The organism is Streptacidiphilus monticola (genome assembly GCF_042658505.1).
GTDB classification, from domain to species: domain Bacteria; phylum Actinomycetota; class Actinomycetes; order Streptomycetales; family Streptomycetaceae; genus Streptacidiphilus; species Streptacidiphilus monticola.
Genome location: NZ_JBHSQJ010000059.1, coordinates 159 through 11912, shown reverse-complemented (window position 1 = coordinate 11912; position 11754 = coordinate 159). Strand labels below are relative to the sequence as shown.

At 72.8% G+C, this 11754-nt stretch carries 13 protein-coding genes; 7 read left to right on the top strand and 6 right to left on the bottom strand.

Going from position 1 to position 11754, the window contains the following annotated elements; translation table 11 throughout:
* The first annotated feature begins 40 nt into the window (after positions 1-40).
* Positions 41-814: a hypothetical protein gene (locus ACFP3V_RS14845; RefSeq protein ID WP_380583482.1), complete on the top strand. Its 774-nt coding sequence runs from the start codon at positions 41-43 to the stop codon at positions 812-814.
* 101 nt (positions 815-915) lie between these two features.
* On the opposite strand, the gene moeZ is transcribed toward ACFP3V_RS14845, so the two are convergent.
* From moeZ to ACFP3V_RS14825, 4 genes are all read right to left on the bottom strand, one after another.
* Positions 916-2094 (bottom strand): adenylyltransferase/sulfurtransferase MoeZ, encoded by a 1179-nt coding sequence (gene moeZ / locus ACFP3V_RS14840; protein WP_380583481.1) that lies wholly within the window; start codon positions 2092-2094, stop codon positions 916-918.
* A 125-nt stretch (positions 2095-2219) separates the two neighbouring features.
* Positions 2220-3134: an NAD-dependent epimerase/dehydratase family protein gene (locus ACFP3V_RS14835; RefSeq protein ID WP_380583480.1), complete on the bottom strand. Its 915-nt coding sequence runs from the start codon at positions 3132-3134 to the stop codon at positions 2220-2222.
* Positions 3135-3178: 44 nt separating this feature from the next.
* On the bottom strand, positions 3179-3643 hold the full coding sequence (locus ACFP3V_RS14830) for a hypothetical protein (protein WP_380583479.1): 465 nt from the start codon (positions 3641-3643) through the stop codon (positions 3179-3181).
* A gap of 539 nt (positions 3644-4182) precedes the next feature.
* The gene (locus ACFP3V_RS14825) at positions 4183-5676 is read right to left on the bottom strand and encodes a DUF3492 domain-containing protein (protein ID WP_380583478.1); all 1494 of its coding nucleotides are present in this window, start codon (positions 5674-5676) and stop codon (positions 4183-4185) included.
* A 280-nt stretch (positions 5677-5956) separates the two neighbouring features.
* Here ACFP3V_RS14825 and ACFP3V_RS14820 point away from each other — a divergent pair, with 280 nt between their 5' ends.
* Complete coding sequence (locus ACFP3V_RS14820; protein WP_380583477.1) at positions 5957-6307, top strand: hypothetical protein; 351 nt, start codon at positions 5957-5959, stop codon at positions 6305-6307.
* Here ACFP3V_RS14820 and ACFP3V_RS14815 read toward each other — a convergent pair.
* Positions 6298-7290 (bottom strand): alpha/beta fold hydrolase, encoded by a 993-nt coding sequence (locus ACFP3V_RS14815; RefSeq protein ID WP_380583476.1) that lies wholly within the window; start codon positions 7288-7290, stop codon positions 6298-6300. The genes ACFP3V_RS14820 and ACFP3V_RS14815 overlap by 10 nt on opposite strands.
* A gap of 7 nt (positions 7291-7297) precedes the next feature.
* On the opposite strand from ACFP3V_RS14815, the gene ACFP3V_RS14810 reads away from it, so the two are divergent.
* From ACFP3V_RS14810 to ACFP3V_RS14795, 4 genes are all read left to right on the top strand, one after another.
* Positions 7298-7525: a hypothetical protein gene (locus ACFP3V_RS14810; RefSeq protein WP_380583475.1), complete on the top strand. Its 228-nt coding sequence runs from the start codon at positions 7298-7300 to the stop codon at positions 7523-7525.
* Positions 7526-7691: 166 nt separating this feature from the next.
* Positions 7692-8333 carry a TetR/AcrR family transcriptional regulator gene (locus tag ACFP3V_RS14805; RefSeq protein ID WP_380583474.1) on the top strand — a complete coding sequence of 214 codons (642 nt, stop codon included), beginning with the start codon at positions 7692-7694 and terminating at the stop codon, positions 8331-8333.
* Positions 8334-8432: 99 nt separating this feature from the next.
* Positions 8433-8660, top strand: a complete 228-nt coding sequence (locus ACFP3V_RS14800) for a DUF3107 domain-containing protein (RefSeq protein ID WP_380583473.1) — start codon at positions 8433-8435, stop codon at positions 8658-8660.
* Between the two features lie 125 nt (positions 8661-8785).
* Positions 8786-9049, top strand: a complete 264-nt coding sequence (locus tag ACFP3V_RS14795) for a hypothetical protein (RefSeq protein WP_380583472.1) — start codon at positions 8786-8788, stop codon at positions 9047-9049.
* Positions 9050-9165: 116 nt separating this feature from the next.
* Here the strand turns inward: ACFP3V_RS14795 and ACFP3V_RS14790 are convergent, their stop codons facing one another.
* A complete protein-coding gene (locus ACFP3V_RS14790) occupies positions 9166-9903 on the bottom strand; it encodes a ferritin-like fold-containing protein (RefSeq protein ID WP_380583471.1) in 738 nt (245 codons plus the stop codon).
* Positions 9904-10406: 503 nt separating this feature from the next.
* On the opposite strand from ACFP3V_RS14790, the gene ACFP3V_RS14785 reads away from it, so the two are divergent.
* On the top strand, positions 10407-11754 hold a 1348-nt coding region (locus ACFP3V_RS14785; RefSeq protein WP_380583470.1), incomplete at its 3' end, for a DEAD/DEAH box helicase.

Genomic DNA, 11754 nt, shown 5'->3' with positions numbered 1-11754 from the left:
TGTGCTCCCGCTTTGAACTCGCACCTGGGAGCGCACCCGCATGCACCTGTCCACCCGACGCATCCTGACCGCCGTGGCGGTCGTCGGCACCGCCGTCTCCACGCTGGCGGCGTGCGGCGGCGGCACCTCCGGCGGCCAGAAGACCTCTGCCGACTCCACGCCCGTCGTGACCGCGCCGTCTCCCACCCCGACGCCGACGGCGGACCCCTTCGCGGGGATGACGGCCGATCAGATCGTCAAGCAGGCCGAGACCGCGATGGCGGCCGCGACGTCGCTCCGGGTCAAGGGCGCCATGACGGACTCCGGGACCCACGGAACCATCGACATGGTCATGGTCAAGGGCGTCGGCTGCCAGGGGACCGTCGATCTCAGCGACGAGGGCGGGATGAGCATCGTGACCCTCGGCAAGACCATCTACCTGAAGCTGGACAGCACCTTCCTGAAGGCGATGGGGCTCGGAAGCCGCGCCTCGCGCCTGAAGGGCAAGTACGTGAAGACCACCGATTCGAACAAGGACCTCGCCGCGATGGCGAGCTTCTGCGACCTCAACACCTTCGCTCACGGCGGGACCAGTTCCGGGGACACCTACACCAAGGGCGGCCTGAGCACGGTCGGCGGCCAGCAGGTGCTGAGCCTCAAGGACAACTCGGACAACTCCAGCGTCCTGGTCACGGTGGCCGCTCCGCACCGCGTCGTCCAGATCAACGGCCCGACCGCAGCCGACGGTTCGGTGACGGTCACCTACGACGTCGCCGCCCACATCACCCCGCCCCCGGCAAGCGAGGTCGTCTCCGCCGCGACCGTCGGCATGTGACACGGCGCCTGCGCGCCCGGTGAGTCGAACGCCAACCGCCGATCATGCCCAAGGCGTTCAGGGATGATCGGCGGTGTGCTGTGCGGACGGGGAAGCGGTCGTCAGTAGACGGGCTTCTCCGGCTCGATCTGGTTGACCCAGCCGATGACGCCGCCGCCGACGTGGACCGCGTCGGCGAAGCCGGCGGAGTGGAGGACGGCGAGGACCTCGGCCGAGCGGACGCCGGTCTTGCAGTGCAGGACGATCTTCCGGTCCTGCGGCAGCTTCTCCAGCGCGTTCCCGAGCAGGAACTCGTTCTTCGGGATCAGCGTCGCGCCGGGGATGTTGACGATCTCGTACTCGCCGGGCTCGCGGACGTCGATGAGGAAGATGTTCTCCTCGTCGTCCTGCCACTGCTTCAGCTGCTTCGGCGTGATGGTGTGACCCGCCGCCGCGGCCTGGGCCTCGTCGGAGACGACGCCGCAGAAGGCGTCGTAGTCGATCAGGTCGGTGATCGTCGGGTTCTCGCCGCAGATGGCGCAGTTGGGGTCCTTGCGGACCTTGACCTGGCGGTACTGCATCTCCAGGGCGTCGTAGATCATCAGGCGGCCGACCAGCGGCTCACCGATGCCGGCCAGCAGCTTGATCGCCTCGTTGACCTGGATCGAGCCGATGGACGCGCACAGCACGCCCAGCACGCCGCCCTCGGCGCAGCTGGGGACCATGCCCGGCGGCGGGGCCTCCGGGTAGAGGCAGCGGTAGCAGGGGCCGTGCTCGGCCCAGAAGACCGACGCCTGGCCGTCGAAGCGGTAGATGGAGCCCCAGACGTAGGGCTTGCCCAGCAGCACCGCGGCGTCGTTCACCATGTAGCGGGTGGCGAAGTTGTCCGTGCCGTCGACGATCAGGTCGTACTGGGCGAAGATCTCCTTGACGTTGTCGTTGTCGAGGCGCTCCTCGTGCAGGACCACGTTCACATAGGGGTTGATCTCCTTGACCGAGTCCCGGGCGGACTCCGCCTTGGAGCGCCCGATGTCGGACTGGCCGTGGATGATCTGGCGCTGGAGGTTCGACTCGTCGACGGTGTCGAACTCGACGATGCCGAGCGTCCCGACACCCGCCGCGGCGAGGTACAGCAACGCGGGCGAGCCCAGGCCGCCGGCGCCGACGCACAGCACCTTGGCGTTCTTCAACCGCTTCTGCCCGTCCATCCCGACATCCGGGATGATCAGGTGGCGGGAGTACCTGCGGACCTCGTCCACGGTGAGCTCAGCGGCCGGCTCGACCAGGGGTGGCAGCGACACGGGGGACTCCGGTGGTCGTCAGAGCAACGTTTACTCCGGCCAACAGTGCCATGACGGCGGGTATTCCAGAGTCCCCGTACCGGTGCGTGAGACGCGGCGTGAGACAGCTCACGCCTGGCGGATCGTCAGACCCGACAGGCCGTCTCCATCCAGATGTCGGCCAGCGACTCCTCCAGCGGCACCCTCGGCCGCCAGCCCAGACGCTCGCGCGCGGTGCGGATGTCCGCCTGCCGCCAGAGCACCTCACCGGGCCGGTCCGAGCCGCCGTCGGCACCGGGGATGGGGCTGCGCCCCTCCTCCATCAGCCGGCCCTCGAAGCCGGAGGCGCGCACCAGCAGCCCCGCCGCGTCGCGCATGCGCACCCCGTTGCCGCCGCCGATGTTGATCACGCCGGTGGCCGCCGATACCGCCGCGGACTGGACGGCCCGGGCGACGTCCCGGACGTCGACGAAATCCCGGAATGCGGACAGGTCGGCGGTACGCACCTGGCCCTCGCCGCGCTCCAGCGCGCGGCGCAGCCCTTCGGAAAGCCGGCCGAACAGCGAGCCCGCCGGGATGCCCGGCCCGACGGCGTCGAAGACGCGGAGCACGACCGCGTCGAGCCCGGATGACAGGGCGAGCTCGGAGCCGGCCAGCTTGGTCACCCCGTACGGACCCAGGGGCCGCGGCTCGGCGGTCTCCGGGGTGGCGGTGCCGATCGGCACTGGCCCGTACTCGGCGGCGGAGCCGACGTGGACCAGCCGCGCCGGGTCGTGGCTGCGGCGGATCGCCTCGCAGACCGTGGCCACCGCCAGGGTGTTGGCCCGCACCAGGTCCCGCGGGCTGCCGTAGGTGGCCCCGGCGCAGTTGACCACGACCCGGGGCATCACCGCGTCCAGGAAGCGGGCCAGCGCCCCCGGACTCCCGGCGGCGAGGTCGAACCGGATGTCGGCGGAGTCCCGCCGACCGAGCACGGTGACCTGCAACTCCGGATCGGCGAAGAGTCGTTCGGCGACGCGTCGGCCGATGAAGCCGTCGGCGCCCAGCAGCAGCACCCTCATCGGGTCTGTCCTTCCATGGTTCCTTGTTGAGCGGGTGTCACGATCTAGAGGGGGACGGCGAGTTCGCCCCGGTACGACTCGGGCCGGAGGGCGAGCACCCAGGTGGCCGCGGTCAGCACGGCGGCCAGGGCCAGCCCCCACCCGACGGGCGCGCGTATCAGCACCACGGCCGCGCCGACGGCGGCGCCGAGCAGCGCGGGAAGGGCGTGCCCGAGCGCCCGGAGCAGCAGGCAGAGCGCCAACAGCAGCCCGGCCCCCGCCTGTTGCGGGCTCCCGGCTGCCGCCGCGGCGGCGTCGACGACCAGTCCGAGTGCCAGTACCGCGCTCATCCGGGACCGGAAGTCGCCGCGCGAGCGCGCCAGCAGGTGCCTGCGGCCCGCCGACGCGACGGCCCAGGCGACGGCCTGGGCGGCGACCGCCAGGACCACCAGTGCGAGGGAGTTCCGAACGGCCCCGGTACCGGCCCGTGCGGCTCCCGCCGCGCCCGCCGCGAGCACTGCCAGATCCACGGCGGCGATCAGCAGCTCGGGAGCCTCGGCGGTCCGGAGACCCCTCGCACGGGGAGCGGAGCCCCCCGCAGGACGAGGAGCCCGCCACCCGGCGGGAACTGCCCCCGCCCGCGGGGCAGCAGGTCGAAAGCGGGCCCACGGCGACGGCCCTCCCTCCCCCGGCGGAAGGGGAACTGGCCGCCCGAGAACCAGGCAGACCCCGAGGGGGAGGCAGAGCAGCGCGGCCGACCAGAGCCCCGGCGCCCGAAGCAGCAGCACGACCGCAGTCACTGCCGCGCAGAGCAGCGTGCGGGCCAGCGGCCACCACGGACGGGCGACGCGCGGCCGCTCCGGAGTCGGAGGAACGCGCGGCACCCGGGCGTACAGCTCCTCGGCCAGAGGGAAGACGTCCGCATGGCGGGTCCGCGCATGGGCGGTACGGGGGCCGAAGCCCTCGGCCTCCAGGTGCGCGGCGATCTCCAGGGGGCCTGCGGCCCCTTCGCAGAGGGACCGGTGACGCGCCATCAGCTCCTGGACCGGATCGGCCGGCGGGGCGGGGCTCATCCGGTACGCACCCCCAGCCAGTACTCGGCAGGTCGGGCGAAGGGCTGCGGCCGCCGGGTCGGCGCGGCTGCCGCCGCCTCCGGCACGGGGGCCACCTGCCCGGCCAGCTCCAGGTAGACCTCGCGGAACGCCTCGACGGCCGGCGCCACCGCGTACAGCTCCTGCGCCCGCTGCCGCCCGGCACGGCCCAGCCGGGCCCGCCGCTCCGCGTCGCCCAGCAGCGCCGAGCACGTCTCCACCAGCGGCCCGTGCTCGCCGGGCGGGACCAGCAGGCCCGTCGGGCCCAGCAGTTCCCGCATCACCCCGACGTCCGTGCCCACGACCGGACGCCCGGTCAGCATCAGCTCGGCCAGCAGCCGGGGGCGCGGGCCCTCCGAGCCGCTGAGCAGCACGACCCAGCCCGCGCCCGCCGCCGCGGGCCCCGACCAGCCGCCGAAGCGGGCATCCTCGCCGAACTCCTCGGCGGCCGCCCGGCAGGCGCGGGCGTACTCCTCCGCTCCGGGCGGGATCTCGCCGAAAACCCGCAGTCGCAGGCCCTGGTAACGCTCCCTCAACTCGCCGAAGGCCCGCAGTGCTTCGAGGAGCCCGCCGTGGGGGGCGATGGGGCCGACCCAGGCGAGCGTCGGCCGCTCCGGCTCCGGGCCGGCCTCCGGACGGTCGGCTGCCATCGTGCCCTCGTAGACGACGCGGATCCGCCCCGGGTCGGCGCCGCAGTACTCCTGCCACCGCTGGTCGAAGGCGGAACCAGGGGTGATCAGACCCGCCTGCCGGTAGCCCTCCTTCGCCAGCTGCAGGTGGAACGCGTGCAGCAGGGCGCGCACCGGCAGCCCGTAAGGAGCGTCCCGGTAGCCGCGCAGCCGCTCACGCAGGTGCAGGCCGTGCTCGGTGAGCACCAGGGGCACCCCGTGGAAGCGCTTGGCCAGCAGCGCCGGCAGCAGGGCAGGCCCGCCGCCGAGGACGTGGCACAGGTCCACCCGCTCCGGGCCGCCCTCCTGCCAGGCGAGGGAGAGCGGGCGCAGCGCCCGCTCCAGCAGGTCGGCCGCGACCAGCGCGTCCTGCAGGACCGGGGCACCGGCCTCGGCGGCCAGGCTCGCACCGGGCGCCTGCCAGGCCCGGTGCAGCGTGTCCACGGCGGCGCCGGAACGCAGCAGCGCGGTGATACCGCCGCCGCGGGCGGCGTCGGCCAGCGCGTAGAGCGCGTCGGGAAAGCTCTCGACCCGGCGCTGGTCGGCCAGTGCGGACACCAGTTCGCCGTAGGCCGCCAGGGCTCGCCGACGACGCAGCCCCAGCACGGGCCCGCGCCGCATCCGCTCGGCGGCACGCAGCCTCACCCGTTCCGACGGCACGTCAGTTCCCGTGCCGGGCAGGGCTTCCAGCGGGCACAGCTCGAACTCGTGCTCCGGCAGGCCCTCGGCGAGGCGCGCGCACCAGGAGCCCTCGGCACTCCAGGTACGGAAGTCAGCACGCTCAGTGAGGAGTGCGATGCGCATGATTGCCTCCGGGGCGATCGCGAGAGTGGACAGAACCGGACGGGGGCAGGCTCGGTGAGGCCTGCCGGCACAGCCGACACCGCCCTGGCGGCCCCGCCCCGACACCGCCTCCCGTCGGCCCTCCGCAACACCACGGCACTGCTGTTCGGTCCGACGACAGGAAAGCTACGGCGCGGCACTGACATCCGGTCGGCCGATCGGACCCCTACCACCCGAAGGAGTGAACCCCCGAAACCTGCGTCCGCGACAGGCGTTGCCGCAGTGACGGAGAGGGGGACCCATGCGCCTGCGTCCGCAGCTGCGCCTGGCGGCGACGGCCTGTCTGGCGGCCGCACTCAGCGCCTGCGCCGCCCCGCATGCCCACTGGTCGGCGGCCCCTCGCCCGGCCGCACGTGTCGTCGAACCGAGCCCGCTGAGCCGCCTCGGCGTCGCCGGTCCGCCCCCGGCCGCCGCCCACGACGAGCGCCGCCCGGCCCGTCCACGACCGGTCGCCCCACGCCGACCCGCACACCGGCGGTTCCTGGCGCACCGTCACTTCCGCCCGGCCGCGCCGGCGGTCTGCGACCTCGCCCACGGCCTGTGGCCGCAAGGCAGCCTGCCCGACGCGCTCTGCCGCAGCGCCTACCGCTGAGCCTCCGCAGCCGGAGCCCCCGCAGTCGGAGCAGCCACGGCGACGGCTCCGGCGGACGCGACGAACTCGCGGAACTGACGGGCCACCACCTCGGGGAACTCCATCATCGCGACGTGCCCCGCCTCGGGCAGGACCAGCAGCCGGGCGTCCGGGAAGGTTCGCATCGCCCGCGCCGCCATCCGGTAGCCGACCAGCTTGTCCCGCAGGCCGTAGACCAGCAGCGTCGGCGCCTGCACCGTCGCCGCCTGGCGCCACAGCGCCTGCGCGCCCCGCAGTGTCGCGTAGGCCGCGACGATCCCCCGCGCGGACCCGCACAACACGTCCAGGGCGTAGGGCAGTTCGGCCCGCCGCCGGTACTCGGCCACCAGCGTCGCGCGCCGCTCCGGCGGGATCCGGGTCGGATCCCCGTAGCAGAGCTCCAGCACCGCCTGGGTCTGCGCCTCGAAACTCTGCCCGCGCGACGCCCGCCGCAGCAGTCCGGCCGCGCCCGGCACCGCGAGCAGGCCGGTCGGCAGGGCACTGCGCTGCGGCGGCAGCTCGGGCAGGGCCGGGGAGATCAGCGTCAGCGTCCGCACCAGGTCGGGCCGGAGCGCGGCGAGCCGGGTGGCGACCGCGCCGCCGAGCGAGTTGCCGAACAGGTGGACCGGACCGCGATCGGTGAGCTCCAGGTGGTCCACCAGCGCCCGCATGTGCGCGTTGAGGGAGAGCCCGCCGTCGTCCGGCGGCGGGGACTGGCCGAACCCGGGCAGGTCCACGGCGTACCCGTCGACCACGCCGGCGAGCTGCTCCATCAGCAGCTCCCAGTTCCGGCTCGAGCCGCCGAGGCCGTGGACGAAGAGAGCGGGCGGCAGGCCCTCCATCTCCGGGGCGACCGCCTCCGTGTACAGCGGGCTCCCCGCCACCTCGATCGGCCGCAAACGGGTCGGCCTTGCCCCGACCGGTTCCTCGGACGACGCCTCGAACGTCTCGCGTACCCCTGTCATGGGGAAGATGCTAGGAGAAACCGCCACCAAGCAGACGGGAGGCAGCGCGATGTCCGACCTCAACGACACCGCTCTCGAGGCGGAGGCAGCCGATCCGGAGGACCGCCTCGAGGAGCTGGAGACCGAGGAGGAGGAGAACGCGCTCAGCCCGGACGAACTCGACCTGGAGACCCCCGAGGCCGACGCCGCCGAGCAGTCCGCGGTGGTGGAGCTGGACGAGGACGAGTACCGCTAGCGGTCCCACAGCCTGGAATGACGCTGCCCGCTTGTGGACTCCTCACAAGGGAACGTCGATACTTTCTCCGTTCGACCTGCACCATCGGGGATTACCCACAAGTAGGATGCCCCCGAGCCGCAAGTCGGCCGGAGAGAAGACGTCCGCGCAACCGCGAAGGAGCACCGTGACGGCCATCCAGGACACGGACGAGCGCCCGCGCGGCACCCGTCTGCCGCGCAGTGCCCGCCGCAACCAGCTGCTGGGCGCGGCCCAGGAGGTGTTCGTCGCGCAGGGCTACCACGCCGCCGCGATGGACGACATCGCCGAGCGCGCCGGCGTCAGCAAGCCGGTGCTGTACCAGCACTTCCCGGGCAAGCTCGAGCTCTACCTGGCGCTGCTGGACAAGCACTGCGAGGCGCTCGTCGACGCCATCCGCGCCGCGCTGGAAGCCACCACCGACAACCGCCAGCGCGTACTGGCCACGACCGAGGCGTACTTCAACTACGTCTCCTCCGAGTCCGGCGCGTTCCGGCTGGTCTTCGAGTCCGACCTGACCAATGAGGACGCGGTCAAGGAGCGGGTGGAGAAGGTCACCCACCAGACCGCCGAGCTGGTCAGCCGGGTCATCGCGGAGGACACCGACCTGCCGCAGGAGGAGGCCATGCTGCTGGCCGTCGGCGTCTGCGGCCTGTGCCAGATCACGGCACGGTTCTGGCTCTCGCAGCAGGGGTCCATCCCGCAGGACGAGGCGGTCCGGCTGGTGTCCAGCCTCTCCTGGCGCGGCCTCAAGGGCTTCCCGATGCACGGCGGAGACGCCCCGCACTGACGCCCAGGCCGTAAGGTGGGCGCTGTATGGCGCGGTCCCGGGCTCCCCGGGCCGTGCATGGTGACGAGGTACGCCTGCAAGGGCCGGAGGGACGAAGCCGTGGAGGTCAAGATCGGCGTGCAGCACGCGGCTCGCGAGATCGCTATCGAGAGCGCGCAGTCTGCCGACGAGGTCGAGAAGGCGGTCTCGGCAGCACTGGAGGGCAGCAGCAAGCTGCTGGTCCTCTCGGACGAGCACGGCCGCAAGATCCTGGTCCCGGCCGACCGTCTCGCCTACGTCGAGATCGGCGAGCCGAGCGCGCGCAAGGTGGGCTTCGGCGCCATCTGATTCACCCGCACGCCTGAAAAGCCCCCGNCCCGTCACCTGCGGTGACGGGGGCTTCGTCGGATTGCGCGGCAAGGCGGAGGGGTATGCCACGGATGTTCCGGAGGACGGGGAGGAAGGTCGTGGCCATGACGCTGGAGCTGGTGGCGTTCGCACTGGTCGGTCTGCTGGTCGGCTCCGCCGCGGCGGCGCTGCCCCGGCGCTTCGCGTCCTCCCGGGCGCTGACCGTGGCCACGGCGACGGTCAGCGGCTTCGTGGTGGGGGTACTCGCCCACACCGCGATCGGCTACCCGCGCCCGCTGCTCACCGTCCCCACGGCCCTCATCGGCTCCGCCCTGCTCACCTCCCTGCTGGCCCGCAAGCACACGCGATCAGTCGCACTGCCCCGTTAGGGGCGCGAGGAACTGCGCGACCAGCCCACCACTCCGGGAGGTTCGGCCGCAACTGCGGGCCGGACCTCCCCGGGTGGTGTGTTCTCGCGCAGTTCCTCGCGCCCCTGACGGGGTACTCAGGACGCGAGCCCCAGCGCGGCCATGCGGCGGGTGTGTGCTTCCGTGATGCGGTTGAACATCTTGCCGACCTCCACCAGGTCGAAGCCCCGCACCTCCACCCCGCCGATCAGCAGGTTGGACAGGGCGTCGCGCTCCGCGACGACCCGCTGGGCCTGGCTGAGGGCTTCGCCCATCAGCCGGCGCCCCCACAGGGCCAAGCGCCCAGCGATCTTCGGCTGCGCCTCGATCGCGGAGCGCACCTTGGCCACCGCGAACTCCGCGTGCCCGGTGTCCGCCATCACGCCCAGCACCAGTTCGCGGGTGTCGTCGTCGAGCCGGACGGCGACCTCGCGGTAGAAGTCCGCCGCGATCGAGTCGCCGACGTAGGCCTTGACCAGACTCTCCGGCCAGTCCGCCGGCGCGGTCATCCGGTGGAAGGACTCCAGCGGCTCGGCAAAGGGCTGCATCGACTCCGTCGGGTCCGCGCCGATCTGCCGCAACCGGGCGTGGAGCAGCTCGTAGTGGTGGAACTCGGCCGCCGCCATGCCTGCCAGCGCGGCCTTGTCCTCGAGCGTCGGGGCCATCTTGGCGTCCTCGGCCAGGCGCTCGAACGCGCTCAGCTCGCCGTACGCCAGCGCGCCCAGGAGGTCGATCACGGCCGCGCGGTACGAGGGGTCCGCCGCGCAGGTCTCCCAGTCCCCGATCGACGGGTAGTCCGCGGCAGCCGCCGCCTTCGCTTCCTCTGACGTCTCCATGGACCGCACCTTAGTGCCCCGGACGGAGGCGGAACCGGCGCGTCGGGCCTGGCGATGACGCGCCTTGTTGTCCGCGTCACATGTTCGATCTTCGCCTTGACGGTATGGTGGTAGCGAGGTGTGTTGCGTCAACCGTTCGTACGGTCCGCCCGCACCTCACGTACGCGGATGCCCGGTCGGTTGCACGATCGGCTCCGACCGACCCCGCAGTGGCCGAGCGAGGGCCGCCGCAGATCGCGAGTCGCGATCCCGCGCCGGGCCTGTCGTCGATGCCTCTGGCGCCCCGTCCTCAGCGACGCGTCGGCGCGCCAGAAGGCCGCGAGGAATCCGGTTGCGGTCTGCGCGTCCGTCCCGGACGGACGCCCGGCCCGCCCCCGCGATCGGCCGCACCTTTCACCGGAAGAGGCACAGCCCTGACTACGTTCCGAGACCTCGGGATCCTTCCCGAGACCGCAGAGGCCCTTGAGGCCGTCGGCATCGTTTCCCCGTTCCCGATCCAGGAGATGACCCTCCCCGTCGCCATGAGCGGCACGGACGTCATCGGCCAGGCCAAGACCGGCACTGGAAAGACCCTGGGCTTCGGGCTCCCCATCATCGACCAGGTCCGCGTCCCCGCGGACGTCGAGGCCGGCCGGATCACCGACGCCGACCTCCCCACCGCGCCGCAGGCGCTGGTCGTCGTCCCCACCCGCGAGCTCTGCACCCAGGTCACCAACGACCTGCAGACCGCCGGCAAGGTCCGCAACGTCCGCGTGCTCGCCATCTACGGCGGCCGCGGCTACGAGACCCAGGTCGAGGCTCTGGAGCGCGGCGTCGACGTCATCGTCGGCACCCCGGGCCGCCTGCTGGACCTGGCCCGGCAGCGCAAGCTCGACCTGTCCGCGGTCCGCGTGCTGGTGCTGGACGAGGCCGACGAGATGCTCGACCTCGGCTTCCTGCCCGACGTCGAGAAGATCCTCACCATGCTGCCCGCGCGCCGGCAGACCATGCTGTTCTCGGCCACCATGCCGGGACAGGTCATCAGCCTGGCCCGCCGCTACATGAGCCAGCCCACGCACATCCGCGCCACCGCGCCGGACGACGAGGGCGCCACGGTCGCGTCGGTCAAGCAGTTCGTGTTCCGGGCGCACTCGCTCGACAAGGTCGAGATGGTCGCCCGCATCCTCCAGGCCGAGGGCCGCAACCTCGCCATGATCTTCTGCCGCACCAAGCGGACGGCGGCGGACGTGGCCGAGCAGCTGACCAAGCGCGGCTTCGCGGCCGGCGCTGTCCACGGCGACCTGGGCCAGGGCGCGCGCGAGCAGGCGCTGCGCGCGTTCCGCAACGGCAAGGTGGACGTGCTGGTCTGCACCGACGTCGCCGCCCGCGGCATCGACGTCGAGGGCGTGACGCACGTCGTCAACTACCAGTGCCCCGAGGACGAGAAGACCTACTTGCACCGCATCGGCCGCACCGGCCGGGCGGGCGCGTCCGGCACCGCCGTCACGCTGGTGGACTGGGACGACGTCCCGCGCTGGCAGCTGATCAACAAGGCTCTCGGGCTGGGCTTCAACGACCCCGAGGAGACCTACTCCACCTCGCCGCACCTGTTCGAGCAGCTGGGCATCGCGTCCGGCACGACGGGTGTGCTGCCGCGCGCCGCGCGGACCCGGGCGGGTCTGGACGCCGAGGAGATCGAGGACCTGGGCGAGCCCGGCGGCGGCCGCCGTGGCGGTCGCGGACCGCGCCGGGCCGAGAAGGACGACACCGCCGAGCGCGAGCGGCGTCCGCGCCGGGAGCGCACCCGCCGCCGTACCCGCGGCGGGTCGGCCACGGCGGAGGATGACGCGCCGGTGACCGCAGAGCAGTCGG

Bases quoted from the DNA above. Each gene is read 5' to 3' on its own strand.
- ACFP3V_RS14845 (WP_380583482.1), top strand. From the start codon at position 41: ATGCACCTGTCCACCCGACGCATCCTGACCGCCGTGGCGGTCGTCGGC.
- ACFP3V_RS14835 (WP_380583480.1), bottom strand. From the start codon at position 3,134: ATGAGGGTGCTGCTGCTGGGCGCCGACGGCTTCATCGGCCGACGCGTC.
- ACFP3V_RS14825 (WP_380583478.1), bottom strand. From the start codon at position 5,676: ATGCGCATCGCACTCCTCACTGAGCGTGCTGACTTCCGTACCTGGAGT.
- ACFP3V_RS14820 (WP_380583477.1), top strand. From the start codon at position 5,957: ATGCGCCTGCGTCCGCAGCTGCGCCTGGCGGCGACGGCCTGTCTGGCG.
- ACFP3V_RS14815 (WP_380583476.1), bottom strand. From the start codon at position 7,290: ATGACAGGGGTACGCGAGACGTTCGAGGCGTCGTCCGAGGAACCGGTC.
- ACFP3V_RS14810 (WP_380583475.1), top strand. From the start codon at position 7,298: ATGCTAGGAGAAACCGCCACCAAGCAGACGGGAGGCAGCGCGATGTCC.
- ACFP3V_RS14795 (WP_380583472.1), top strand. From the start codon at position 8,786: ATGACGCTGGAGCTGGTGGCGTTCGCACTGGTCGGTCTGCTGGTCGGC.
- ACFP3V_RS14790 (WP_380583471.1), bottom strand. From the start codon at position 9,903: ATGGAGACGTCAGAGGAAGCGAAGGCGGCGGCTGCCGCGGACTACCCG.